This is a genomic window from Mycobacterium branderi (assembly GCF_010728725.1).
Lineage (GTDB): Bacteria > Actinomycetota > Actinomycetes > Mycobacteriales > Mycobacteriaceae > Mycobacterium > Mycobacterium branderi.
The window spans coordinates 1553768-1579319 of the sequence record NZ_AP022606.1 but is presented as its reverse complement, the minus strand read 5'-3'; the positions used below and the strand labels follow the sequence as shown (position 1 = coordinate 1579319).

General features: G+C 66.2%; 25 protein-coding genes and 2 tRNA genes. 14 read left to right on the top strand and 13 right to left on the bottom strand.

Annotation, left to right across the window (positions count from 1 at the left end; genetic code table 11):
- Positions 1–19 precede the first annotated feature (19 nt).
- Genes G6N47_RS08155 through pknB form a run of 6 tightly spaced genes read left to right on the top strand, consistent with a single transcriptional unit; the run spans position 20 to position 8033 of the window.
- The gene (locus tag G6N47_RS08155; protein WP_045379966.1) at positions 20–487 is read left to right on the top strand and encodes an FHA domain-containing protein FhaB/FipA; all 468 of its coding nucleotides are present in this window, start codon (positions 20–22) and stop codon (positions 485–487) included.
- Positions 484–1965, top strand: coding sequence for a PP2C family serine/threonine-protein phosphatase (locus tag G6N47_RS08150; RefSeq protein ID WP_083132201.1), 1482 nt, complete (start codon positions 484–486; stop codon positions 1963–1965). Before G6N47_RS08155 ends, G6N47_RS08150 begins: the two co-directional genes overlap by 4 nt.
- A complete protein-coding gene (locus G6N47_RS08145; protein ID WP_372517536.1) occupies positions 1962–3401 on the top strand; it encodes an FtsW/RodA/SpoVE family cell cycle protein in 1440 nt (479 codons plus the stop codon). The genes G6N47_RS08150 and G6N47_RS08145 overlap by 4 nt, the downstream gene beginning before the upstream one ends.
- Positions 3398–4873: a D,D-transpeptidase PbpA gene (pbpA, locus tag G6N47_RS08140; RefSeq protein WP_083132202.1), complete on the top strand. Its 1476-nt coding sequence runs from the start codon at positions 3398–3400 to the stop codon at positions 4871–4873. Before G6N47_RS08145 ends, pbpA begins: the two co-directional genes overlap by 4 nt.
- Positions 4870–6153 carry a serine/threonine-protein kinase gene (locus G6N47_RS08135; protein ID WP_139799531.1) on the top strand — a complete coding sequence of 428 codons (1284 nt, stop codon included), beginning with the start codon at positions 4870–4872 and terminating at the stop codon, positions 6151–6153. Before pbpA ends, G6N47_RS08135 begins: the two co-directional genes overlap by 4 nt.
- Complete coding sequence (pknB, locus tag G6N47_RS08130; protein ID WP_083132311.1) at positions 6153–8033, top strand: Stk1 family PASTA domain-containing Ser/Thr kinase; 1881 nt, start codon at positions 6153–6155, stop codon at positions 8031–8033. Before G6N47_RS08135 ends, pknB begins: the two co-directional genes overlap by 1 nt.
- Here the strand turns inward: pknB and G6N47_RS08125 are convergent.
- Together G6N47_RS08125 and G6N47_RS08120 are read right to left on the bottom strand one after the other, a co-directional pair.
- Positions 8011–8682, bottom strand: coding sequence for an aminodeoxychorismate/anthranilate synthase component II (locus G6N47_RS08125; RefSeq protein WP_083132203.1), 672 nt, complete (start codon positions 8680–8682; stop codon positions 8011–8013). The genes pknB and G6N47_RS08125 overlap by 23 nt on opposite strands.
- Positions 8683–8702: 20 nt before the next feature.
- Complete coding sequence (locus G6N47_RS08120) at positions 8703–9440, bottom strand: DUF881 domain-containing protein (protein WP_083132312.1); 738 nt, start codon at positions 9438–9440, stop codon at positions 8703–8705.
- A gap of 100 nt (positions 9441–9540) precedes the next feature.
- Between G6N47_RS08120 and crgA the strand changes: the two genes are divergently transcribed.
- Positions 9541–9822: a cell division protein CrgA gene (crgA, locus tag G6N47_RS08115; RefSeq protein WP_083132204.1), complete on the top strand. Its 282-nt coding sequence runs from the start codon at positions 9541–9543 to the stop codon at positions 9820–9822.
- 155 nt (positions 9823–9977) lie between these two features.
- Positions 9978–10397 (top strand): PH domain-containing protein, encoded by a 420-nt coding sequence (locus tag G6N47_RS08110; protein ID WP_083132205.1) that lies wholly within the window; start codon positions 9978–9980, stop codon positions 10395–10397.
- Here the strand turns inward: G6N47_RS08110 and G6N47_RS08105 are convergent.
- Positions 10394–10942, bottom strand: a complete 549-nt coding sequence (locus G6N47_RS08105) for a peptidylprolyl isomerase (protein ID WP_083132313.1) — start codon at positions 10940–10942, stop codon at positions 10394–10396. The two genes, G6N47_RS08110 and G6N47_RS08105, sit on opposite strands and share 4 nt — an antisense overlap.
- 109 nt (positions 10943–11051) lie before the next feature.
- On the opposite strand from G6N47_RS08105, the gene cwsA reads away from it, so the two are divergent.
- Entirely contained in the window at positions 11052–11477 is a 426-nt protein-coding gene (gene cwsA, locus G6N47_RS08100; protein ID WP_083132206.1) for a cell wall synthesis protein CwsA, read from the top strand.
- A 6-nt stretch (positions 11478–11483) separates the two neighbouring features.
- Here the strand turns inward: cwsA and G6N47_RS08095 are convergent.
- From G6N47_RS08095 to dnaA, 10 genes are all read right to left on the bottom strand, one after another.
- Positions 11484–11556 (bottom strand) — tRNA-Ala (locus G6N47_RS08095).
- Complete coding sequence (locus G6N47_RS30055; RefSeq protein ID WP_264007120.1) at positions 11547–11669, bottom strand: hypothetical protein; 123 nt, start codon at positions 11667–11669, stop codon at positions 11547–11549. The genes G6N47_RS08095 and G6N47_RS30055 overlap by 10 nt, the downstream gene beginning before the upstream one ends.
- A 26-nt stretch (positions 11670–11695) precedes the next feature.
- Positions 11696–11769 (bottom strand) — tRNA-Ile (locus G6N47_RS08090).
- Between the two features lie 107 nt (positions 11770–11876).
- Entirely contained in the window at positions 11877–12764 is an 888-nt protein-coding gene (locus G6N47_RS08085) for a DUF3566 domain-containing protein (protein WP_083132314.1), read from the bottom strand.
- Positions 12765–12814: 50 nt separating this feature from the next.
- Complete coding sequence (gene gyrA, locus G6N47_RS08080) at positions 12815–15325, bottom strand: DNA gyrase subunit A (RefSeq protein WP_083132207.1); 2511 nt, start codon at positions 15323–15325, stop codon at positions 12815–12817.
- 8 nt (positions 15326–15333) lie between these two features.
- Positions 15334–17361: a DNA topoisomerase (ATP-hydrolyzing) subunit B gene (gene gyrB, locus G6N47_RS08075; protein WP_083132208.1), complete on the bottom strand. Its 2028-nt coding sequence runs from the start codon at positions 17359–17361 to the stop codon at positions 15334–15336.
- A gap of 222 nt (positions 17362–17583) precedes the next feature.
- Positions 17584–18108: a DUF721 family protein gene (locus G6N47_RS08070; RefSeq protein ID WP_083132209.1), complete on the bottom strand. Its 525-nt coding sequence runs from the start codon at positions 18106–18108 to the stop codon at positions 17584–17586.
- The gene (gene recF, locus G6N47_RS08065; protein WP_083132210.1) at positions 18105–19250 is read right to left on the bottom strand and encodes a DNA replication/repair protein RecF; all 1146 of its coding nucleotides are present in this window, start codon (positions 19248–19250) and stop codon (positions 18105–18107) included. The genes G6N47_RS08070 and recF overlap by 4 nt, the downstream gene beginning before the upstream one ends.
- Positions 19251–19258: 8 nt before the next feature.
- Positions 19259–20458: a DNA polymerase III subunit beta gene (gene dnaN / locus G6N47_RS08060; protein ID WP_083132211.1), complete on the bottom strand. Its 1200-nt coding sequence runs from the start codon at positions 20456–20458 to the stop codon at positions 19259–19261.
- A gap of 467 nt (positions 20459–20925) precedes the next feature.
- Positions 20926–22428: a chromosomal replication initiator protein DnaA gene (gene dnaA, locus G6N47_RS08055; RefSeq protein WP_083132212.1), complete on the bottom strand. Its 1503-nt coding sequence runs from the start codon at positions 22426–22428 to the stop codon at positions 20926–20928.
- Between the two features lie 572 nt (positions 22429–23000).
- Between dnaA and rpmH the strand changes: the two genes are divergently transcribed.
- The 5 genes from rpmH to G6N47_RS08030 all read left to right on the top strand — a co-directional run bounded on the left by rpmH (position 23001) and on the right by G6N47_RS08030 (position 25545).
- A complete protein-coding gene (gene rpmH, locus G6N47_RS08050; protein ID WP_083132213.1) occupies positions 23001–23144 on the top strand; it encodes a 50S ribosomal protein L34 in 144 nt (47 codons plus the stop codon).
- 21 nt (positions 23145–23165) lie between these two features.
- The gene (gene rnpA / locus G6N47_RS08045) at positions 23166–23516 is read left to right on the top strand and encodes a ribonuclease P protein component (protein WP_083132214.1); all 351 of its coding nucleotides are present in this window, start codon (positions 23166–23168) and stop codon (positions 23514–23516) included.
- Entirely contained in the window at positions 23513–23836 is a 324-nt protein-coding gene (yidD, locus tag G6N47_RS08040) for a membrane protein insertion efficiency factor YidD (RefSeq protein WP_083132215.1), read from the top strand. Before rnpA ends, yidD begins: the two co-directional genes overlap by 4 nt.
- 43 nt (positions 23837–23879) lie before the next feature.
- On the top strand, positions 23880–24899 hold the full coding sequence (gene yidC / locus G6N47_RS08035; protein ID WP_232080320.1) for a membrane protein insertase YidC: 1020 nt from the start codon (positions 23880–23882) through the stop codon (positions 24897–24899).
- 91 nt (positions 24900–24990) lie between these two features.
- Positions 24991–25545 (top strand): Jag family protein, encoded by a 555-nt coding sequence (locus G6N47_RS08030; protein WP_083132217.1) that lies wholly within the window; start codon positions 24991–24993, stop codon positions 25543–25545.
- Positions 25546–25552: the final 7 nt, after the last annotated feature.

Here is a 25552-nt window from a genome sequence, read left to right as displayed (position 1 = left end):
AGGACGGAGAGGACGCCAGATGCAGGGATTGGTACTGCAGCTGACGCGCGCCGGATTCTTGATGCTGCTATGGCTATTCATTTGGTCGGTGTTGCGAATCTTGCGGACCGACATCTACGCGCCGACCGGCGCGGTCATGGTACGGCGCGGCTTGGCGTTGCGCGGCACGTTATTGCCGTCGCGACAACGGCGTACCACCGCCCGCTACCTGGTGGTGACCGAAGGCTCGCTGGTGGGCGCGCGGATCACGTTGAGCGGCCAACCGGTGCTGATCGGCCGGGCCGACGATTCGACCTTGGTGCTTACCGATGATTACGCTTCGACGCGCCACGCGCGGCTATCTCAGCGAGGCTCGGAATGGTACGTCGAGGACTTAGGATCGACCAACGGTACTTACCTTGACAGGGCGAAAGTGACGACGGCGGTACGGGTTCCCATTGGCACGCCGGTTCGCATCGGCAAAACGGTAATCGAGTTGCGGCCGTGACCCTGGTCTTGCGCTATGCGGCGCGCAGCGACGTCGGCCTGGTGCGCTCCAACAACGAAGACTCGGTCTATGCCGGTGCGCGGTTGTTAGCTCTGGCCGACGGCATGGGTGGCCACGCGGCCGGCGAAGTTGCGTCGCAGCTGGTGATCGCTGCGCTGGCCCACCTGGACGACGACGAACCCGGCGGTGATCTGCTGGCCAAGCTCGACGCAGCGGTGCGCGCCGGCAACTCGGCCATTGCGGCCCAGGTCGAGATGGACCCCGACCTCGAGGGAATGGGCACCACCCTCACTGCAATTCTGTTCGCGGGCAACCGACTTGGCTTGGTGCACATCGGCGACTCACGTGGGTACCTGCTGCGCGACGGAGAGCTGACGCAGATCACCAAGGACGACACGTTTGTCCAAACCCTGGTCGACGAGGGCCGGATCACCCGGGAAGAGGCGCACAGTCATCCGCAGCGCTCGTTGATCATGCGGGCATTGACCGGCCACGAGGTCGAGCCGACCCTGACCATGCGCGAGGTACACGCCGGCGACCGTTACTTACTGTGCTCGGACGGGCTCTCCGACCCGGTCAGCGACGAGACCATCCTCGAGGCGTTGAAGATTCCGGACGTTGTCGAGGCCGCCGACCGCCTCATCGAACTAGCCCTGCGTGGCGGAGGACCCGACAATGTGACGGTCGTGGTCGCCGACGTCGTCGACGACAATTACGGCCCGACCCAGCCGATCATCGCCGGCGCGGTATCGGGCGACTTCGATGATCAGGACCAACTCACCCGGCCCAACACTGCCGCCGGGCGGGCATCGGCCATCAGTCCCCGCAAGGGCGTCGTCAAACGTGTTCTGCCGCAAATAGATACGTTCCCGCGCCCGCGCCGGTCGCGGCGGCGGATGGCGATCGGCGTCGCGCTGGTGGTGCTGCTGATCCTGTCCGGGCTTGCGGTGGGGCGCACGGTGATCCGCAGCAACTACTACGTTGCCGCCTACAACGGCAACGTGTCCATCATGCGTGGCATCCAGGGTTCGATCCTGGGCTTTCGCCTGCACGAGCCATATCTGGTGGGGTGCCTCAACGGCCGCAACGAGCTATCGCAGATCAGCTATGGCCAGTCCCAGGGCACGCTGAACTGCCGGCCGATGAGGCTGTCCGACCTGCGCCCGTCGGAACGCGCCCAGGTCGCAGCCGGACTGCCTGCCGGAACTCTCGAGGATGCCATCGCGCAACTTCATCAACTGTCCGCCGGCTCGTTGCTGCCGCCATGCCCGCCGCCGCGAGCTACCTCGCCGCCCTCGACCGCGCCGCAGACCCCGCCGACCACCAGCCGCACACCTGAACCGGGCGCACCGCCGAGCAGCACGTCGGGCCCCGAAGAACCCGCGCAAGGTTCGTCGCCGACGACCACCGCGCCCACCGTGACTGCACTTCCCCCGCCGCCGCCCGAGCCAGGAACCAATTGCCGGGCGGCGGCATGACCCGGGCCGACGACGACGAGGCGACGCGCGCGTTGAGCACCGCGCCGCAGCCCCCGGTCGCGGTGACACCTCCGCTTCCGACTCGGCGCAACGCCGAATTGCTGTTGCTGTGCTTCGCCACTGTCATCACCGCGGCGGCGCTGACGATCGTCCAGGCCAACCAGGATCGCGGGTTGCGTTGGGACTTGGTGACTTACGCCGCCGCGTTTTTGGCAGTTTTCGTCGGCGCGCACCTGGCCATCCGGCGTTTTGCGCCCTACGCGGATCCGCTGCTGCTCCCGGTGGTGGCCCTGCTCAACGGCCTGGGTCTGGTGATGATTCACCGCCTCGACCTCGCCGGCCCCGGCCACCACAGTGGCCCCAGTGCCAACCAGCAGATGCTGTGGACGGTGGTCGGGGTGGCCGCGTTCGCGTTCGTGGTGAGCTCGCTGAAGGATCACCGGCAACTGGCCCGCTACGGCTACCTCAGCGGGTTGACCGGGCTGGTGCTGCTGGCGATTCCCGCGATGTTGCCGGCGTCGTTCTCCGAACAGAACGGTGCCAAGATCTGGATTCGGTTGCCGGGCTTTTCCATTCAGCCCGCCGAGTTCTCCAAGATCCTGCTGCTTATCTTTTTTTCGGCAGTGCTGGTGGCCAAACGGGGGCTGTTCACCAGCGCCGGCAAACATGTCCTGGGCATGGACCTGCCCCGGCCCCGTGATCTCGCGCCGTTGCTGGCGGCCTGGGTGATCTCTGTCGGGGTGATGGTCTTCGAAAAGGACTTGGGCACTTCGCTATTGCTGTACGCGTCGTTTTTGGTGGTCGTTTACCTTGCCACCCAGCGGTTCAGTTGGGTTGTCATCGGGCTGACGTTGTTCGCGCTGGGAAGTGTTGCGGCGTACTACGTTTTCGACCACGTGCGGGTGCGGGTCCAGACCTGGCTGGACCCGTTCGCCGACCCGGACGGCAACGGCTACCAGATGGTGCAGTCGCTGTTCAGCTTCGCCACCGGCGGCATCTTCGGAACCGGGCTGGGCAACGGGCAACCCGATACCGTGCCTGCCGCATCGACCGACTTCATCGTCGCCGCGTTTGGCGAGGAGCTCGGATTAGTCGGTCTGGCAGGAATTCTCATGCTCTACACCATCGTGATCATTCGCGGGATGCGCACCGCGATCGCGGTGCGTGACAGCTTCGGCAAGCTGCTGGCCGCGGGCCTGTCCTCGACGCTGGCCATCCAGTTGTTCATCGTGGTGGGCGGCGTCACCAAGCTGATTCCGCTGACCGGCCTGACCACGCCGTGGATGTCTTACGGCGGCTCGTCGCTGCTGGCCAACTATGTGCTGCTGGCCATTGTGGTGCGCATCTCGCACGCGGCGCGGCGCCCGTTCCGTGCCCGGCCTCGCAACACGTCGCCGATCGCGGCGGCCAGCACCGAGGTGATCGAGCGGGTATGAACGCCTCCCTGCGCCGGATCTCGCTGACCGTGATGGCGCTGATCGTCTTGCTGCTGTTCAATGCCACCCTCACGCAGGTGTTCACCGCCGACGGGCTGCGCTCCGACCCTCGTAACCAGCGGGTCCTGCTCGACGAGTACTCGCGCCAACGCGGTCAGATCACCGCCGGCGGGCAACTGCTGGCCTATTCGGTGGCCACCGACAACCGCTTTCGTTTCCTGCGCGTCTATCCGGATCCGGCGGTGTATGCGCCGGTGACCGGCTTCTATTCGCTGCGCTACTCCAGCGCGGGGCTCGAGCGCGCCGAGGACCCGCTGCTCAACGGCTCCGACCAGCGGCTGTTCGGCCGCCGGCTCGCCGACTTCTTTACCGGCCGCGACCCCCGCGGCGGCAACGTCGACACCACGATCAACCCGCACGTCCAGCAGGCCGGCTGGGACGCGATGCAGCAGGGCTGTGGGGGACCGTGCAAGGGCGCGGTGGTCGCACTGGAGCCGTCCACCGGCAAGATCCTGGCGCTGGTGTCGTCGCCGTCCTATGACCCCAACCTGCTGGCCTCACATAACGCGGCGGAGCAGTCGCAGGCCTGGCAACGGTTGCGCGACGACCCCGCCTCGCCGCTGAGCAACCGCGCGATCGCCGAAACCTACCCGCCCGGTTCGACATTCAAAGTGATCACCACCGCCGCCGCGCTGCAGTCCGGAGCCACCGAGGACGAGCAGCTGACCGCGGCGCCGAAGATTCCGCTGCCCGACAGCAGCGCCACCCTCGAGAACTACGGCGGCGCGTCCTGCGGCCAGGAGCCGACGGTGTCGCTGCGCGAAGCCTTCGCGCATTCGTGTAACACCGCGTTCGTTCAACTCGGGATGCTCACCGGCGCCGACGCCCTGCGCAGCACCGCGCAGTCGTTCGGCCTCGACACCGGGCCGGACCCCATTCCGCTGCAGGTCGCCGAGTCCACCCTGGGCCCGATCCCGGATGCGGCCGCGCTGGGCATGTCGAGCATCGGGCAAAAGGACGTCGCGGTCACGCCGTTGGAGAACGCGCTGGTGGCCGCGACCATCGCCAATGCCGGTGTCACCATGCGGCCGTACCTGGTCGATAGCCTCAAGGGACCCGACCTGGCCAACATCGGCAGGGCCACCCCGCAGGAACAGCGCCGTGCGGTGTCGCCGCAGGTCGCGGCTAAGCTAACAGAGTTGATGGTCGGCGCCGAGCAAGTCACACAGCAGAAAGGGGCGATCCCCGGCGTGCAGATCGCATCCAAAACGGGTACCGCAGAGCACGGCACCGACCCGCGCAACACTCCACCGCACGCGTGGTACATCGCCTTCGCGCCGGCACAGACCCCGAAGGTGGCCGTCGCCGTGCTGGTGGAGGATGGCGCCGACCGACTGTCCGCCACAGGGGGTGCCCTCGCCGCGCCCATCGGGCGGGCGGTGATCGAGGCCGCGCTACAGGGAGGACCATGAGCCCGCGAGTAGGTGTGACGCTGTCTGGCCGGTATCGCCTGCAGCGCCTCATCGCCACCGGCGGCATGGGCCAGGTGTGGGAGGCGGTCGACAGCCGGCTGGGCCGCCGCGTCGCGGTCAAGGTTCTCAAGAGCGAGTTCTCGTCCGACCCCGAATTCATCGAGCGGTTCCGGGCCGAGGCACGTACCACCGCGATGCTCAATCACCCCGGGATCGCCAGCGTCCACGACTACGGCGAAACCCAGATGAACGGCGAGGGCCGCACCGCCTACCTGGTGATGGAGCTGGTCAACGGGGAGCCGCTCAACTCCGTCCTCAAGCGCATGGGCAAGCTGTCGCTGCGCCACGCGCTGGACCTGCTCGAGCAGACCGGACGTGCGCTGCAGGTTGCGCACGCGGCCGGCTTGGTGCACCGCGACGTCAAACCCGGCAACATCCTGATCACCCCGACTGGTCAGGTGAAGATCACCGACTTCGGTATCGCCAAGGCCGTCGACGCGGCGCCGGTCACCCAGACCGGAATGGTGATGGGCACCGCCCAATACATCGCCCCCGAACAGGCGCTGGGCCACGACGCCACCCCGGCCAGTGACGTCTACTCGCTGGGAGTTGTTGGCTACGAATGTGTTTCGGGTCGCCGCCCCTTCACCGGTGACGGGGCGCTGACTGTGGCGATGAAGCACATCAAGGAGCCGCCGCCGCCGCTGCCCAGTGAGCTGCCGCCCAACGTGCGCGAACTCATCGAGATCACGCTGGTCAAAAACCCCGGCATGCGCTACCGCAGCGGCGGACCGTTCGCCGACGCCGTCGCTGCCGTCCGCGCCGGCCGCCGACCTCCGCGGCCCAACCAGGCGGCGACGGCCGGGCGGGCCACCCCCGCCTCCATCCCGTCGGGCGCCAAGGCGAGGGCCGTCGCCAACCCCAGTGGCCGCACACCGGCGGCGCGCCGATCACGGCCGACGACGGGCGGGCACCGCCCACCGCCACCCCGGCGCACCTTCTCCTCGGGTCAGCGCGCACTGTTGTGGGCGGCCGGGGTGCTGGGCGCGCTGGCGATCATCATCGCGGTGCTCATCGTCATCAACTCCCGCGACGAGAACACGCAGCCCCAACCGTCGGCGCCGACCGTCACCGACACCGGAACGCCCAGCAAGTCGTCGACCGTACAGCCGTCGAATTGGACGGATCGCGGGGTGACAGGTAATTCTGGACACCAAAACCGGCAGCCGGCGGCTGTCGCGTTGGCGTACGCGTCGCTGGACCGACACGAGATACGGTAATGACCACCCCGCAGCACCTGTCCGACCGCTACGAGCTGGGCGAAATCCTCGGCTTCGGCGGCATGTCCGAGGTTCACCTCGCCCGCGACGTCCGGTTGCACCGCGACGTCGCGGTCAAGGTGTTGCGCGCAGACCTGGCCCGCGACCCGAGCTTCTATCTGCGATTCCGGCGTGAGGCGCAAAACGCCGCGGCGCTGAATCACCCGGCGATCGTCGCGGTGTACGACACCGGCGAGGCCGAGACGGACGCCGGGCCGCTGCCGTACATCGTGATGGAGTACGTCAACGGGGTCACGTTGCGCGACATCGTGCACACCGATGGCCCAATGCCGCCGAAGCGGGCCATCGAGGTCATCGCCGACGCTTGCCAGGCGCTGAACTTCTCTCACCAGCACGGCATCATCCACCGCGACGTCAAGCCGGCCAACATCATGATCAGCAACAACAACGCGGTCAAGGTGATGGACTTCGGCATCGCCCGGGCGATCGCCGACAGTGGCGGCAACCGGGTCACCCAGACCGCGGCGGTGATCGGGACGGCCCAGTACCTGTCTCCCGAACAGGCCCGCGGCGAGCCGGTGGACGCCCGCTCCGACGTCTACTCGTTGGGTTGTGTGCTCTACGAAATACTTTGCGGCGAGCCACCTTTCGTTGGTGACTCGCCGGTTGCGGTGGCCTATCAGCATGTCCGCGAGGATCCCGTTCCGCCGTCGCAGCGGCACGAGGGCATTCCTCCGGAGCTCGACGCCGTGGTGCTCAAGGCGTTGGCCAAGAACCCCGACAACCGGTATCAGACCGCCGCGGAGATGCGCGCTGACCTGATTCGGGTGCACAACGGCGAGCAGCCCGAAGCGCCCAAGGTGCTCACCGATGCCGAGCGCACCTCGATGATGGCGGCGCACCCCACCGGCCCGGTGGGGCCGCAGACCGACCCGCTGCCGCGCCAGCAACTCGACTTCGCCAAGGACCGCAATGTCGGTTCGGTGGGCCGCTGGCTGATCGCGGTGGCGGTGCTGGCCGTGCTGACCGTGGTCGTGACGATTGTGATCAACACGTTCGGCGGCAACATGCGCAATGTGCAGGTGCCCGATGTGCGCGGTCAGGCATCCGCCGATGCGATTGCGGCGCTGCAGAATCGCGGCTTCAAGACCCGCACGCAACAAAAGCCCGATTCGACCGTCCCGCCCGACCATGTCATCGGCACCGACCCCAGCGCCAACTCGTCGGTGGGTGCCGGCGACGAGATCACGATCAACGTCTCTACCGGGCCCGAGCAGCGTGAAGTGCCCGACGTGTCGTCGCTGAGCTACGCGTCGGCGGTGAAGAAGCTGAAGGCCGCGGGCTTCGGACGATTCAAGCAAGTCAATTCGCCGTCGACGCCTGAGATGAAAGACCGGGTCATCGGAACCAACCCGCCGGCCAACCAGACCTCGGCGATCACCAACGAGATCACCGTCATCGTCGGGTCGGGTCCGGCGACCAAACAGGTCCCGGCCGTCGCCGGGCAGACCGTCGAGCTCGCGCAAAAGAACCTCACGGTGTACGGCTTCACCAAGTTCACCGAGGCCGCCGTGGACAGCTCCCGGCCGGCCGGCGAGGTGGTCGGCACCAATCCGCCCGCCGACGCGACGGTGCCGGTGGACTCAGTGATCGAGCTGCAGGTATCCAAGGGCAACCAGTTCACGATGCCCGACCTGTCCGGCATGTTCTGGACGGACGCCGAACCGCAGCTACGGGCGCTGGGCTGGACCGGGGTGCTGGTCAAAGGCGCCGACGTCGACGCCGGCGGCGACAAGCACAACCGGATCGTCTACCAGAGCCCGGCGGCGGGACAAGGCGTGAACAAGGACGGCCCGATCACGCTGAAGTTCGGTCAGTAGCCGGCAGCGCGGCAGTGCTTTTCACGATCTCGTTCTCCAGCCGGCGCACCAACGCGTCGTCCCGGGGGTGTCCGCAGTAGGCCAGCCAATTGGCCAGCATCCGATGACCGCCCTCGGTGAGGATCGACTCGGGGTGGAACTGCACCCCGTGAATGGGCAGCTCGATATGCCGTACTCCCATGATCACGCCGCTGCGGGTACGGGCGGTCACCTCGAGCTCGGTCGGCAGGGTCTCCGGCAGAATCGTCAGCGAGTGATACCGGGTTGCCGTGAACGGATCCGGAAGTCCTTGCAACACACCGACATTCGTGTGGAAGACGCTGCTGGTCTTGCCGTGCAGCAATTCGGGGGCGCGGTCCACGGTGGCGCCGAACGCCACGCCGATGGCCTGATGCCCCAGGCACACGCCCAGCAGCGGGGTGCGCGCCGCCGCGCAGGCATGCACCAGGCCGATCGAGGCGCCGGCGCGTTCCGGCGTGCCTGGTCCGGGGCTGAGCAGTACGCCGTCGAACTCGGCCGCTACCGCGGCGTGGTCGGACAGCCGCGCGTCGTCGTTTCGCCATACCTGCGCCTCGACACCGAGCTGCCCGAGGTACTGCACCAGGTTGAAGACGAAGCTGTCGTAGTTGTCGACGACCAGGATCCGCATCGTGTCAGGCTACCTTCGGCTCAGTAGCTGACCGGCCCGGCCGGTTGGGCGAAGTGCATCCGCACCGGCTCGGTGTGCCCGGCGATGCGGACGTCGGGCATGACCTGTTCGGTGTAGCCGAGTCCGAACCGCACCACGTACTGCTTGTACAGCGTCACCAGGGGAGCGGCGGCCAACGCGGCCTGCATGGCGCCGGGATCGCCGACGGCGGTGATCGTGTACGGCGGGCTGTACGTACGTCCGTTGAGCAGCAACGTGTTTCCGACACAACGCGGCGCCGAGGTGGCGATGATGCGCTGGTCTTGCATCTGGATCGCCTCCGCGCCGGCGCTCCACAGCGCGTTGAGGACGGCCTGGATGTCTTGCTGATGCACGACGAGGTCGTCGGGGGAGGCGTCGCGCGGGAAGCGGCCGTTGGCGTCGCGCTGCGCGTCGGTGAGAGTCACCACCAGGCCGGGTCCGTGCACTGGGTCCAGGCCCGCATCGCCGGCCAGCTCCGCGGACCGCCGCTGCATCGCCGCCAGCGCGGCATCCGCCGATCGGCCGTGGGTGGAGTCGATCGCGGCGGCCAGCCGATCCCGCTCGCTGGACAGCCCGTCGACGTTCGACTGCGCCTCGCGCACCAAGTCGACCAGCCGCGGCGCGTCGCTGCGCCGGATCTCGCCGCCCCGGGACACCCCGTGCGTCGCGCCCAGCAGCAACCCGGCCAGCAGGCACACCAGGGGGACACCGACGCGCCACAGCGCGCGGGCGGTCATCGCGCGGCGCGTGGTCGGTTTGGCCATCGGGTCCCCAGTCGCAGGTGTTCGGGTGGGTTAGTCTTTATCGTTGCATCCGCTCGACTGTCCTGAGGTACCGATGCCCAAGTCCAAGGTCCGCAAGAAAAACGACTTCACCGCGAGTCCGGTCAGCCGGACGCCGGTCAAGGTCAAGGCCGGACCGTCCAGCGTCTGGTTCGTCGCACTGTTCGTCGGCTTGATGCTGATCGGGCTGATCTGGCTGATGGTGTTCCAGCTGGCCGCCACCGGCCCCAACGCGCCCTCGGTGCTGGACTGGATGGCCGAACTGGGACCGTGGAACTACGCCGTGGCGTTTGCTTTCATGATCAGTGGTTTGTTGCTCACCATGCGGTGGCGGTAACAGTCGCCGGTGCCGTAATGAATTCATTTAGGGTGGGGATCGTTACTGTATTGGCAACCCGCCGTTTACTCAATCACACGCATGTGATTCATCCCCATTGTTGATAGCGCTTGTGGATAACTGCATCGCCAAAGGTAGGGCGCTCTAGCATGCCTGTGCAGCAAACCGAATGGGCACCGTCCACGCCCGGAATCGCAGGTTGTGGCTTCGTCGGCGTGGCGATGGCTATCGCGTGTGTGACTCTGGTCACAGACCCGCCGGGCCGGATCCTCACAGGTATTGCCGCGGCGGGGTTGATCTTGTTTGCAAGCGTTTCGTGGCGCGCGCGGCCGAAGCTGGCAATCACCCCCGAGGGGCTGTTAGTTCGCGGGTGGTTGCGAACGCAGCTTTTGCGGCGCCCCGACATCAAGATCCTCCGGATCACCGAGTTCCGGCGCATCGGACGCAAGACCCGGCTGCTGGAGATCGAGACCGTCGACGACCGGCTGCTGATTTTCTCGCGCTGGGACCTCGGCACCAATCCGTTGGAGGTGCTCGACGCGCTCACCGAGGCCGGGTACGCGCCGCCGGTTTAGGAGATGGTGATCGATTCGATCACGACGGGTTCAGTGGGTCGGTCGCTGTGGTCAGTGGGGGTGGCCGCGATCGCGTCGACGACCTTCTGTGACTCCGGGTCGACGACCTCACCGAAGATGGTGTGCCGCCGGTTCAGGTGGGGCGTCTTGCCGACGGTGATGAAGAACTGAGAGCCGTTGGTGCCCGGACCGGCGTTGGCCATCGCCAGCAGGTAGGGCTTGTCGAACTGCAACTCCGGATGGAACTCGTCGGCGAACTTGTAGCCCGGGCCGCCGCGACCCGTGCCCGTCGGGTCGCCGCCCTGGATCATGAACCCGCTGATCACCCGATGGAAGATCGCGCCGTCGTAAAACGGCCCGGAGGTGCCGCCGGAGGCGTTCTCGGTCGAATAGTCCTTGGTGCCCTGCGCCAGACCCACGAAGTTGGCGACGGTCTTGGGAGCGTGGTTCCCGAACAGTGCGATCTTGATGTCGCCGCGGTTGGTGTGCAGCGTGGCAGTGGCAGTCTGAATTGGGCTGGTAGTCACGACATCACAGTCTGCCATCATCGCTGCGGCCGTCCGCCGGCCGGTGCCGATAGCCGTGCATCCGGCCCGCAGACGTGGCAATGATGGCAGGGTGGAGCTTTACCGACGGTCGGCAGGAAGGCGGCAGATGAGCGCGACGACGAAGACCCGGTTGACCCCGCGGCAGCGACTGACCCGAGGGCTGGCCTACACGGCGGTCGGGCCGGTGGACGTCACGCGCGGCGTCGTCGGCCTGGGTGTGCACTCTGCGCAGGCGGGAGCGTCGAACCTGCGACGCCGCTATCAGGAGGGCCGGCTCGCGCGGGACCTGCAGAGCGCGCAGGAGACCATCGCAGCGGAATTGGCCGCGGCGCAAGAGGTAGTTGCCGGTCTGCCCGAAGCGTTGCAACAGGCGCGCCGGGCTCGGGGCCGCAGCAAGCGTCCGTGGGTGATTGCCGGGATCGCGGTGGCTGCCTTGGCCGGTGGCGCGGTCGCGTTCTCGATCATCCGCCGCTCGTCGCGCCCGGAGCCGTCGCCGCGGCCGCCAAGCGTCGATGTCCAGCCACGCCCGTGAAAGCCGTGGAGCCTAGGGGATTCGAACCCCTGACTTCTGCCTTGCAAAGGCAGCGCTCTACCAACTGAGCTAAGGCCCCTCGCCGCGGTCCCCGGTCGGGTCAGCGGCCACATGCCAGACCTCGACTCCCCGCCGTGACCGGAACACCGCCGCCGCCACGGCGAGCGCGGCCAGCGGCAACAGCAATCTCACGGAGCGTCTGGGCGAACACATGGTTGTGGGCCTAGGAGGACTCGAACCTCCGACCTCTTCGTTATCAGCGAAGCGCTCTAACCGCCTGAGCTATAGGCCCGCACGCGAACGACCGAGCGACGAGATTACCGCACTCGACCGCCCCGCTGCTAATCCCGATTGCGCGGCTCCTCCTCATCGCGCTCCGCGCTCTGCATCGTTGCCGCGCTAATCCCGATCTGCCAGTGTCACTTCGATGCCACCGATCAGGTCGGTGGTCAGGTTGTAGACAAACGCGCCGATCGTGGCCATCGCCGTGAGCAGCACGATGTTCAGCAGACCGATCAGCACCGCGCCGCCGAAGATGGTGCCGCTGGAGACGAGCTCGGTGCTGCCGCTGGCGTTGTTCAGCAGATCGCCGACGTTGCTGTTGAGCTTGCTCCACACGCCCATGCCGCCGAGCACCAGATACAGGAACGCGACCGCGATCATCCAGACGAAGAACAGCGCGACCGACAGCACCAGAGACACCTTCAACGTGCTCCACGGGTCGATCCGCCGGATCTGCATGCTGGCCCGCACCGGGCCCCGGGCCCGGCCGCTGACGTGGATGCGGCTTGTCGGGCGGCCCGCCGTGGCTGTCGACGACGTGTCGGGCCCACGGTCGGGCATCGGCTTGCGTGGTGCCGGTCGCGGCGCCACTCCCGACAGGTCGGGCAGCTCGCTCGCATAGGCCTCGCTGTGCCGGCTTTCGCCCCGGGCGGGCGCGGGATCGGCCTCGTGTGTTTTCCCGTGGCCACCCTGCGGTGTGGCGGTGGCCCCGGGCGCCGCGGTGCCGGAGATGAACCGGGTGAGCCGCGCTTCGACGCCGGGGGAGTGGCCCGACCGGCCCTCGTGTTGGCCCGATGTGTCCGGCGGCGGGCGATGCTGCGACGGCGACTGCCGGGGGCCGCCCCGCTGCCATGGCGGCGCACCGCCCGAATCAGAGCTGGTGTCCGCGCCTCGGTCCGGCGTGGGGCGTGTCTCGGATCGGTGCGCGCCCCCGCGGTCGAGCGAGCCGTTCCCGTTGGGGCTGTCGCCCAGTCCGGGGTATCCCGGCTCGTTCGGTGACGTCACCACGGGCTCCTTACCTGTGCGTCCCGGCCGCGGCGGCGGCCGGCGGTAGCTCATGCGCCGGGTTCGGTGCCCGACTCGCCGTCGGCTGCGGCGGCTTCTTCGGCATTACGTGCGATGGCTAACAGTGTGTCGCCCTCGCCCAAGTTCATCAACCGAACGCCCTTGGTTTGCCGTCCGGCCTTGCGGACTTGCCGCGCCGCGGTGCGGATCACCCCGCCGCCGGAGGTGATGGCGTACACCTCGCTGTCGTCGTCGACGATCAACGCCCCAACCAGCTTGCCACGCCGGGTGTCGTACTGAATGGTCAAGATGCCCTTACCGCCGCGGCCCTGCGTCGTGTACTCCTCGATCGCGGTGCGCTTGGCATACCCTCCCGACGTCGCGACCAGCAGGTATGTGCCTTCGCGGACCACGTTCAGCGACAGCAGGTAGTCGTCGGCGTTGAACCGCATGCCCTGCACACCCGAGGTGGCGCGGCCCATCGGGCGCAGCGCCTCGTCGGTGGCCGAGAACCGGATGGACTGGCCGTTGGCCGAGACCAGCAAAAGGTCGTCGTCGGCCGAACACAGCACCGCTCCGACCAGTTCGTCGCCGTCGCGCAGGTTGATCGCGACGATCCCGCCTGAGCGGTTGGAGTCGAAGTCGGTCAGCTTGGTCTTCTTGACCAGGCCGTTGCGGGTCGCCAGCACCAGATACGGCGCGTCCTCGTAGCTGCGGATCTGGATGACCTGCGCGATGCGCTCCTCGGGCTGGAACGCGAGCAGGTTGGCCACATGCTGGCCGCGCGCAGTCCGCGACGCCTCGGGCAGGTCGTAGGCCTTGGCCCGGTACACCCGGCCCTGGGTAGTGAAGAACAGGATCCAGTCGTGCGTCGAGCAGACGAAGAAATGCGCGACGATGTCGTCCTGCTTGAGGCCCGCGCCCTGAACGCCCTTGCCGCCGCGCTTCTGGCTGCGGTACAGGTCAGTCTTGGTGCGCTTGGCGTAGCCCGTCTCGGTGATGGTGACGACGACGTCCTCGCGAGCGATCAGGTCCTCGTCGCTGACATCGCCGTCGGCGGCCACGATGCGGGTGCGGCGGTCATCGCCGTGCTTGTCGACGATCTCTTTGAGCTCGTCGCGCACGATGCCGCGCTGGCGCTCGGGTTTCGCGAGAATGTCTTCCAGATCGGCGATTTCGGCTTCGATCTTGGCCAGGTCGTCGATGATGCGCTGACGCTCCAACGCCGCCAGGCGGCGCAGCTGCATGTCGAGGATGGCCTGCGCCTGGATCTCGTCGATGTCGAGCAGCTCGATCAAGCCCTGCCGCGCGATGTCGACGGTTTCCGACGCCCGGATCAACGCGATCACCTCGTCGAGCGCGTCGAGCGCCTTGACCAGACCGCGCAGAATGTGGGCCCGCTCGTTGGCTTTTCGCAGTCGATAGGTGGTGCGACGCACGATGACGTCGAGCTGGTGGTCGACGTAGTGGCGGATCAGCTGGTCGAGCCGCAGCGTGCGCGGCACCCCGTCGACGATGGCCAGCATGTTGGCGCCGAAGCTGGTCTGCAGCTGAGTGTGCTTGTAGAGGTTGTTCAACACCACCTTGGCGACGGCGTCGCGCTTGAGCTCGATGACGATGCGCAGCCCGACGCGATCGCTGGACTGGTCTTCGATGTTGGCGATGCCGGCGAGCTTGCCGTCGCGGACCTGCTCGGCGATCGAGGTGATGAAGTTGTCGTGGTTGACCTGATACGGCAGCTCGGTGATCACCAGCGAGGTGCGCCCGCGCGAATCTCCTTCTATCTCAGCGACTCCGCGCATCCGGATGGAGCCGCGGCCGGTGGCGTACGCGTCGGCGATGCCTTGCGAGCCGACGATCAAACCGGCTGTCGGGAAGTCCGGGCCCTTGACCTTTTTGGTGACGGCCTTGAGCGTCGCCTCTTCGTCGGCGTCGAAGTTCTCCAGGCACCAGAACACCGCCTCGGCGAGCTCGCGCAGGTTGTGCGGCGGGATGTTGGTGGCCATGCCGACCGCGATGCCGCCCGATCCGTTGGCCAGCAGGTTGGGGAACCGGCTGGGCAGCACGGTCGGCTCCTGCACCCGGCCGTCGTAGTTGGGGATGAAATCGACTGTCTCCTCGTCGATTTCGCGCAGCATCTCCATGGCCAGCGGCGTCAGCCGGGCTTCGGTGTACCTCATCGCGGCCGGTGGGTCGTTGCCCGGCGAGCCGAAGTTGCCCTGGCCGTCGACCAGCGGGTACCGCAGCGACCACGGCTGCGCCATCCGCACCAGGGTGTCGTAGATCGACGCATCGCCGTGCGGGTGGTAGTTGCCCATCGTTTCAGCAACGGAGCGCGCCGATTTCGCGTGGCTGCGGTCCGGGCGGAACCCCGAGTCGAACATCGCGTAGAGCACCCGGCGGTGCACCGGCTTGAGGCCGTCGCGAACCTCGGGCAGCGCACGCCCCACGATCACGCTCATCGCGTAGTCGATGTAGCTGCGCTGCATCTCCTGCTGAATGTCGACCGGCTCGACGCGATCGGCGGCGTCACCGCCCGGAGGCAGCGTGGTGTCAGTCATTTAGTCCCTTAAACATCCAAGAAGCGAACGTCTTTGGCATTGCGGGTAATAAAACTGCGGCGGGCGTCGACGTCCTCGCCCATCAGGATGGAGAACAGCTCGTCGGCCGCGGCAGCGTCGTCGAGGGTGACCTGACGCAGCACCCGCACCGACGGGTCCATCGTGGTCTCCCACAATTCCTTGGCGTCCATCTCGCCAAGACCCTTGTAGCGCTGAATGCCGTCGTCCTTGTTGATCTTCTTGCCCGCCTTGAGCCCCGCCTCGAGCAGGCCGTCGCGCTCGCGGTCGGAGTAGGCGAACTCCGGGTCGCTGCGCTGCCACTTCAGCTTGTACAGCGGCGGCTGCGCCAAGAACACGTGACCGTTTTCGATCAGCGGCCGCATGAACCGAAACAGCAGAGTCAGCAGCAGCGTCGAAATGTGCTGGCCGTCCACGTCGGCGTCGGCCATCAGCACGATCTTGTGGTAGCGCAGCTTGGAGATGTCGAACTCGTCGTGAATCCCGGTGCCCAGCGCGGTGATGATCGCCTGCACCTCAGTGTTCTTCAGCACCCGGTCGATGCGGGCCTTCTCCACGTTGATGATCTTGCCCCGCAACGGCAGGATCGCCTGAAACATCGAGTCGCGGCCGCTCTTGGCCGAGCCGCCGGCCGAATCACCCTCCACCACATACAATTCGGACTTGCGTGGATCGGTCGAGCGGCAGTCAGCCAGCTTGCCCGGCAGCCCGCCAAGATCGGTTGCGCTCTTGCGGCGCACCAATTCTCGCGCTTTGCGGGCGGCAATGCGGGCCTGCGCCGACGACACCGCTTTGTTGACGACGGTCTTGGCGTCGCTGGGATTGGCCTCGAACCAGTGGGTGAGCTGTTCGTTGCAGACCTTCTGCACAAACGACTTGACTTCGGTGTTGCCGAGTTTGGTTTTGGTCTGGCCCTCGAACTGCGGCTCGCTGACCTTGACCGAGATGACCGCCGCCAGGCCCTCACGAATGTCGTCGCCGGTGAGGTTGGGGTCCTTGTCCTTCAGCAGTTTTCGGTCCTTGGCGTACTTGTTCACCACGGACGTCAGTGCCGCGCGGAACCCTTCTTCGTGGGTGCCGCCCTCGTGGGTGTTGATGGTGTTGGCGAAGGTGTGCACCGACTCCGAATAGCCGGCGTTCCACTGCATTGCGATCTCGACCTCGTGGCCGGGACCCTTGCCGGAGAAGTCGACGATGCTCGAATGGATGGGGTTCTTTGTGCGGTTGATGTGTTTGACGAAATCGACCAAGCCGCCGGGGTAATGGAACGTGCGGTGCTTGACTTTCTGCGTGGTCCGTTCTTCGGCCTCTTCGCGCGCCGACTTCGGCGCGTCGGCGGTGTCGCTGACGACCTCGTCGACGACTTCTTCGTTTCGCACCCGCTCGTCGGTCAGGTTGATGGTCAGCCCTTTGTTGAGGAACGCCATTTCCTGCAGCCGGCGTGCGACCGTCTCGAAGTCGTAATCCGTCGTCTCGAAGATGTCCGGGTCGGCCCAGAAGCGGACCGTGGTGCCGGTCTTTTTGGTTTTCTCGCCTTGCTTGAGCGTGCCGGGGACAGAGCGGTCGTAATGCTGAAACCACTCGTACCCGTCGGTCGCGATCTCCACCTCGAGTCGAGTCGACAATGCGTTGACCACCGACACGCCCACGCCGTGCAGACCACCCGAGACCGCGTAGGCGCTGTCATCGCCGCCGAACTTGCCGCCGGCATGGAGTTGAGTCATCACGACATCGACCGTCGGCATGCCCGTGGCGTGCATGGCGACCGGGATACCGCGGCCATTGTCGGTGACTTGAACGCCACCGTCCTCGAGAATCTTCACGTCGACTTCGGTGGCGTAACCGGCCATCGCCTCGTCCACCGAGTTGTCGACGACCTCCCAGATCAGATGGTGCAGGCCGCGCTCCCCGGTCGAGCCGATGTACATACCCGGGCGTTTGCGGACTGCTTCTAGCCCTTCTAAGACAGTGATGGACTCGGCGCCGTACTGTTTCGCATTTTTCTTTTGGGCAGCCACGGGCGGAAGGCTCTCCTTGGGGTTGCGCGCAGGTAGTCTCCAGGACTGTGCGCTGGTTCTAGGCCAGTCTACCTATAACGAGCGCCCGCACCGACTCTGCGAGGGTGTTTCTGCACAGCTATCTGCGCCGTGTGCGGAATTTTTCGCTGTAGCCTGCGTCAGGACGCTTGACGACCCGCGCCGCGCCGTTGTGACGGCGCTGAAGCGGATTGCCCGATCGGGTCAACCGTAGGTGTCCCGAGGTCCCCGTCCGGCGATATGCAGGGGTCCTTTGCGCCACGACGGCGCCGCGGGCCCGGTGATCTTCAGCGAGGTCACGACACCGTCGCCGACCTCGGCGGCGATCTTTGCGATCAGCTGCGATTGCATGATCCGAAGCTGAGTTGCCCACGCCGTGGATTCCGCGGCGACGCTCAACACCCCGTCGCGCAGGCCGGTCGGGGTGGCGTGTTCGGCAATCTGCTGACCGACCACCGAGGGCCACTGGCCGAAGACAGCACCCTCCGCGACGCGCAGCGACCAACCGTGCTTCTTGGCCACTTCGCGTGCGGCGGTGCCGAGCGGTTGCGGGTCGCGATGGTCGGGACCCGGCCCGGACCAGCGACGTCGACCGGACGTCCCCGCGACACGACGGCCGGGCGGTAGGAGTCGGCGTCCGCGCCCGACGTCCTTGCCCTGACTTCGCGCCGCGCCGCGGGCCTCTTCCAGCGTGCGCCGGACCAAGTCCATCGCCTCGTCGTCTCTCATGTCTGCACCACCGATACCCGACCGCTGTCGTCTTCGCGCAGCGCGATCATCACCTGCGTGGCGTCCCAATCGCGGGGAACGTCGTCAGCAACCGCGGCGGTCACCAGGACCTGTTCGGCCGACGCCGCAGCCGTGGCGAGCGCTTGGCGGCGGGCCGCGTCGAGTTCGGCGAACACATCGTCGAGCAAGAGCACCGGATCACCTCCCTCGGCGCGGAGCAATTCGTAGGCCGCCAGGCGCAGCGCCAATGCCATTGACCACGATTCACCATGGCTGGCAAAGCCTTTCGCGGCTTGATCGCCGAGGCGTAATTCCAGATCGTCTCGGTGGGGGCCGACCAGACACACGCCTCGCTCCAGTTCGGCGTCGCGTCGGCGTGCCATCTCGGCCAACAGCGCAGCTTCCAGGAACTCCACGTCCGCATCCTCGCTCGACACGTCGATGCTGGCGCGATAACCGATCGATGCGGTCCGCGACCCCGGCGCCAACACGGCGTACGCCTTGACCACCTCTGGGGCCAATTCGTTGACCAACCCCATCCGCGCCATCATCAACTCGGCGCCGTGGGCTGCCAAGTGGCCGTCCCAGACGTCCAGCGTGTCCAGCACACCGCGGTCGCCCCGGAACCGACCTCCGGCCGCCGTCTTGAGCAACGCCGTGCGCTGACGCAGCACTTTGTCGTAGTCGGCCCGAATCGCCGCGGTTCGTGGCCGTCGAAGCGTGGCCAGGTCGTCGAGGTAGCGGCGCCGGTCGGCGGGATCTCCGCGGACCAACGCCAGATCCTCGGGCGCGAACAACACGGCACGCAGCACGCCGACCACTTCACGGGCGCTGCGCACCGGGGAGCGGTTCAGCCGGGCCTTGTTCGCCCGCCCACTGGTGATCTCCAGGTCGACGGCGCATTCCCGACCCTCGTTGACCACGATCGTAGAAACCACCGCCCGCGGTGCGCCGACCCGGATCAACGGCGCATCCGTGGCCACCCGGTGTGAGCTCAGCGTCGATGAATACCACAGAGCCTCAACCAGATTCGTCTTGCCGTAGCCGTTCGGTCCGATGAACACGGTGCGCCCCGGCGCCAGCTCCAAATCGGCGTGCGCCCACGACCGGAAATCTCGTAGCCCAAGGTGACGGACGTACACGCCAACCGCTAACCGGGCAACCGGACCGGCATCAACAAATAGACGTAGTCGGTCGCGACGGCGGGGTAGGGACCGCTCTCGGTGGGCTGCGCGTCGTCTTCGGATGTCGGACGCAGCACCGCCGGCCGGCTGGGCGTGGTGAACCCGAACGACACCTTCTCCGAATGCAGCGATCCCAGACCGTCGGTCAGGTAGGTGGGGTTGAACGCGATCGTCAGCGGTTCGCCCGCGAATTCGACCGGCAGATCCTCTTCGGCGCGGCCGACGTCGTCGGCGCCCGCGGAAAGCCGCAACACGTCGTCGGAGAATTCCATCCGCACCTGCGCGCCCCGGTCGGCCACCAGCGCCACACGCTTGATCGCCTCGGTCAATTCGGCCACACCAATGGTTGCCACCGCGGTGTGTTCGGTCGGCAGCAGCTGACGGAACTTCGGAAATTCTGCGTCGAGAAGACGTGTCGTGCTGCGCTTCCCGTTGCCGCTGATACCCAACAACCCGTCCTTGCCCACTGCGGACCCCGCACCCAACGACAACCGCACCTCCGAGCCGTCGGTGCCGGTCTTGGCGGCCTCCGCCAAGGTTTTTGCCGGCACCAGCACCGCGGCCTCGATGTCTGGGGACGCCGCCGACCAGGTGAGCTCGCGCACCGCCAGCCGGAAACGGTCGGTCGCGGCCAGCACCACCGTCTCACCGGAAATCTCCACCCGAATGCCGGTCAACATCGGCAGGGTGTCGTCGCGCCCGGCCGCGACGGCAACCTGGCTGATCGCCTCAGCGAACAAGTCGGCCGACAACGCACCGGTCTCCTCGGGAAGTGCCGGCAGTGTGGGGTAGTCCTCGACGGCCATCGTCGGCAGCGAGAAGCGAGCACTTCCGCAGGTCAGTGACACCCGGGTGCCGTCGACGTGGACGTCGACCGGTTTGTCCGGCAGCGCGCGGGTGATGTCCGACAGCAACCGACCAGATACCAAAACCGTTCCAGGCGAAGCGATTTCGGCAGCAAGCCGCACCTCGGCGGACACCTCGTAATCGAATCCCGAAATGGTCAGCCCGTCGTCGGAACCTGTCAGCAGCACGCCGGCCAGGACCGGCACCGTTGGTCTGGTGGGCAGATTCCTCGCCACCCACGCGACGGCATCGGCGAAGTCTTCACGCACCAAGCGGAATTTCAAGTCAGTCAAGCCGACCTTGGTCGTCGCCACGTCCATAGCGTCCCTTCATCACCCCGAACAGCAAGGTTCATCTGCAGCGGCTAACCCCGCTGACGAACGCCTGTGCCTGTAATCCGCCACGACGGCCGTAACGGCAGTCGAACAACAACCGTAGAGCTTCCGTCGTCATCTTGAAAGCTAATCGATCGCAGTGACAAGCCGCGCCCGCCGAGGCGTTCGGCGGATGTGGAACCGCGTGTCCCCAACGGTGTTTTCGAAGAAGAAACTACGAAGAGATACTCGTAACAGTAATAAGTGCTGTGCATGCTGGGGACAATGCACCGTCGCTGCAGCTAAGGACCGGAATTGGGGTGTGGATGAAGTTCTGTGCGCCTGTGGGGTTTGTGTGCGCGGTATGGGGATGGGGCGCTTGTGTGCACGAGGCTGTGGGGTGGAGGTGAAGGTGTGAGCCAGTTGCTCACAGCTGTATGCACAGCTGGCCACGGCAAAAATTTTTGGGCAGATCAGCGCTTGGAGCGCTGCCGAATCCGGGTCGTCAGCTCCTTGACGTGATCGAAGACTTCGCGACGCTCGGCCATTTCGCCGCGGACCTTGCGCTCGGCATACATGACGGTGGTGTGGTCACGGCCGAATGCCTGCCCGATTTTCGGTAGCGACAGGTCAGTCAGTTCACGACAGAGATACATGGCGATCTGGCGGGATTGCGCCAGGGCGCGGGTCTTACCGGGCCCGCGGAGTTCTTCGACGGTGGTGTCGAAGTATTCGGCGGTGGCCGCCATGATGGTCGCCGCGCTGATTTGCATGGTGCTGGCGTCGGCGATGAGGTCGCGCAACACAATTTCGGCCAGGGCCTTGTCGATCGGCGTTTTGTTCAGCGAGGCGAAGGCCGTTACCCGGATCAGCGCACCCTCGAGTTCGCGGATGTTGCGCTCGATGCTGCTCGCGATGAGCTCGAGAACTTCGTCGGGAACGGCAAGGCGTTCCATCTGTGCTTTTTTACGCAGGATCGCGATGCGCGTTTCCAGTTCGGGAGGCTGCACGTCGGTAATGAGCCCCCACTCGAAGCGGGTTCGCAGCCGGTCTTCGAGGGTGGCCAGTTGCTTGGGCGGGCGGTCGGAGGAGATCACGATCTGCTTGTTGGCGTTGTGCAGCGTATTGAAGGTGTGGAAGAACTCTTCCTGGATGCCCTCTTTGCCCTCGATGAACTGGATGTCGTCGACCAGCAGTACGTCCACGTCGCGGTAGCTGCGTTTGAACGCGACCTTGCGGTCGTCGCGCAGAGAGTTGATGAAGTCGTTGGTGAATTCTTCGGTCGAGACGTACTTGACCCGCATTCCGGGAAACAGGCGTTGCGCGTAGTTTCCGGCTGCGTGCAAAAGGTGAGTCTTGCCCAGCCCGGACTCGCCCCAGATGAATAGCGGGTTATACGCCCGGGCCGGCGCCTCAGCAATCGCCAGCGCGGCGGCGTGAGCGAACCGATTCGAAGCGCCGATCACGAAGGTGTCAAACGTGTACCGGCGGTTGAGACTGGTGCCGCCGGCGGTTGCCGCGTCGTTGCTGTGGGGGCGTTCCGTGAAGTAGGTCGGCCAGCTTTCGTGGGCGCTCGCGAGCGCCTCGCGGTCTTCGTCGACCTCGTCGGCGTCGGCCGGGGTTTCGTCGGGAGACGGGCTGTTGTCGGTGTCGGCCCCGTCGGCGGGCGGAGGCGCGATGCGGACGCCGAGTTCGATCTGGTGGCCGAGTCGACGGCTCAGCGCGTCGGTGATGTGGGTGCGCAAATGACGCTCGATCTCGTTTTGGACGAAGCTGCTGGGCACCGACAGCAGAGCAAACCCCTCGGCGATCGTCAGGGGCTGAACCAGGTTCAACCAGGCTCTTTGCTGGGGAGTCAGTGGCGCGACGTATTGTTCGCCGTTGTTCGGGTTACCGTCGCCGTTCGTCTCGCCGTTGAGTTCGGAGACGACCGCGTTCCACACTGTCGCGAAGCTTGAACTGGGATCATCGGTCAACGACGGATCCCCCTGGCTAGAAATCGCGGTACAGCCACTAGTAGCGACGACGAACTGTCCACATGGTTATCCACAGGTGTGGACAGGACGGTCGTCATCGCGACGCAGTCTATCGACGACGGCGCACGAGATCGGCGCCCGAGACAGCCACCGTAGGTTGCCTGGGGAGAGAGCCGGTCCGCCATCCTCGCTTCGTTGTCGGGCGCCGTTCCGGTCTGAAACGGCATGGCCCGAAGCTAACAGTTTTCCGTGCGAGTGCCAACCGTTCTGCAACATTCCTGGCGTGCGTCAAACAGATTGTTTGACGGCGCGTGGCAGGTGTGAAACCAGTTAAGGGTCGCCCAGTTACAAGGCAGCGCCCGGCGACTGGTTTGACCCGGCGAAGCCGCATCAGTACCCTCGAACAGTCGCCCGAAAGTCGGCGATACGGCTGCGATCCGAGCGATTTCGTTCGGGGCCCGCGCCGGTTACCAGCGAGACACAGAGCCAACTGAGGCTTCGTGCGGGCAATCGTGTCCGGCCGTACGCGATACGTGGCCGGGTGCGATGCCAGAGGCAACGAGGAGAGAGCCGTGGCGAAGGGCAAGCGGACCTTCCAGCCGAACAACCGGCGCCAAGCCCGCGTCCACGGTTTTCGGCTGCGGATGCGCACACGGGCGGGACGGGCGATCGTGTCCAACCGGCGTCGTAAAGGGCGCCGTTCACTCACTGCTTGATCCATTCCTGGTGGCATAGCGGTGCTTTCCGCGCAGAACCGCATGACGCGGTCGACCGACTTCGATGCGACGGTCAAGCATGGGCTGCGGGTGACGCAGCCGGATCTCGTCATCCATGCCCGCCGCGGTGAGCAGGCGTCGCCGCCGAAGGTCGGGTTGATCATTTCGAAGTCAGTCGGCTCCGCCGTAGAGCGGCACCGAGTGGCCCGCCGGCTGCGACATGTGGCGCGGTCGGTGTTGCCGGAACTGGATTCCGATCACGTGGTGATCCGGGCACTGCCGAGCAGTCGCGGCGCGGCTTCGGCCCGCCTGGAGCGACAGTTGCGTGCCGGACTGCGGCGGATCCGCCAGCTGATGGGACCACGAGGATGACTGGGAGATGGGCGCGCACCGCTGGGGCAGCCGCGGCGCGCGCCATCGTTTTTGTGATCCAGCTATACCGCCACATGGTGTCGCCGCTGCGGCCGGCAACGTGTCGGTTCATGCCGACCTGTAGTCAGTACGCGGTGGATGCGCTGACCGAGTACGGGTTGGTGCGCGGCAGCTGGCTGGCCGCGGTCCGGCTGGCCAAGTGCGGTCCGTGGCATCGGGGAGGATGGGATCCGATACCGGAGCGCGGGGCGGCGCCGGCCGGCGTGCCAGAGGTCTGGGACCCCCCAGCCGAGCGAGGGGAGATCGAGTCCGTTGTTTGATGTGTTCAGCCTGGACATCTTCTACTACCCGGTGTCGGCCATTATGTGGTTGTGGTACAAGGCATTTGGCTTCCTGCTGGGACCCTCGAGCTTCTTCACCTGGGCGCTGTCGGTGATGTTCCTGGTGTTCACGCTGCGGGCCATCCTCTACAAGCCATTCGTTCGTCAGATCCGCACCACTCGCCAGATGCAGGAGTTGCAGCCGCAGATCAAGGCGCTGCAGAAGAAGTACGGTAAGGATCGCCAGCGGATGGCGCTGGAGATGCAAAAGCTTCAGCGCGAGCACGGCTTCAACCCAATCTTGGGATGCCTGCCGATGCTGGCGCAGATCCCGGTATTTCTGGGGCTCTACCACGTGTTGCGGTCGTTCAACCGCACAACGGGTGGGTTCGGGCAGCCGCACATGTCGGTCGCCGAGAACCGTGCTACGGGAAACTACGTGTTCAGTCCGACCGATGTGGCGCACTTCCTGGATGCGAACCTGTTCGGCGCACCCATCGGCGCGTTCATGACTCAGCGCACGGGATTGGACGCGTTCACAGAGTTCAGCCGCCCAGCCGTGATCGCCGTCGGCGTGCCGGTGATGATCCTGGCGGGCATCGCGACCTACTTCAACAGTCGGGCCTCGGTTGCTCGGCAAAGCCCCGAGGCGGCCGCCAACCCGCAGACCGCGATGATGAACAAGCTTGCGCTGTATGTATTTCCGCTCGGCGTGGTGGTCGGCGGCCCGTTCCTACCGTTGGCGATCATCTTGTACTGGTTCTCCAACAACATCTGGACCTTCGGTCAGCAGCACTACGTGTTCGGCATGATCGAGAAAGAAGAAGAGGCCAAGAAACGCGAAGCGCTGGAACGTCGCGCCGCCAATGCACCGGCCCCCGGTGCCAAGCCGAAACGCACACAGAAGGCGTCGGGAGGAAACGGGGCGTCGACGCCGGCGGGCCAGCCCGGCGCGCCAAACGCCGAACCGGATGGTCAGGCCACGGCGCCGGCGGCGTCGAAGGCCAATCCGGCCGACCGGACGCCGCGCCCCGGGGCAAGGCCGAAAAAACGTAAACGGTGACCGGTGTGCGGACGCGGCCCGCGTGAGCGGAAGCCGGTCCGCAATAGCTGGGTCACAACGCAGCCCGACGACGGGAAGAGGAAAGACAGCCATGACGGACGCCGAGACAACAGAACGCGACGCGAACGACGAACCGGTGGAGGACCAGGCGACGGACGCCGAGCCCGGCGCGGACGCCGATCTGGAGGAGCGGTTGGTCGCCGAGGGCGAGATCGCCGGCGACTATCTGGAAGAGCTGCTCGACCTGCTGGACTTTGACGGTGACATCGACCTGGATGTCGAAGGCAATCGCGCGGTGGTCAGCATCGACGGCAGCGACGACTTGAACAAGTTGGTGGGCCGCAAAGGTGAAGTGCTCGACGCGCTGCAAGAGCTGACCCGGCTGGCGGTACACCAGAAGACCGGCGTGCGCAGCCGGCTGATGCTCGACATCGCCAGCTGGCGTCGTCGTCGCCGGGAAGAGCTGGCGGCGCTGGGCGACAAAGTCGCCCGCCGTGTCCTCGAGACCGGTGAGCGCGAAGAGCTCGCCCCGATGACACCGTTCGAGCGCAAGATCGTCCACGACGCCGTCGCCGTGGTGCCAGGGGTACACAGCGAGAGCGAGGGCGTCGAACCGGCGCGCAGGGTGGTCGTGCTGCTCGACTGACCGCTTG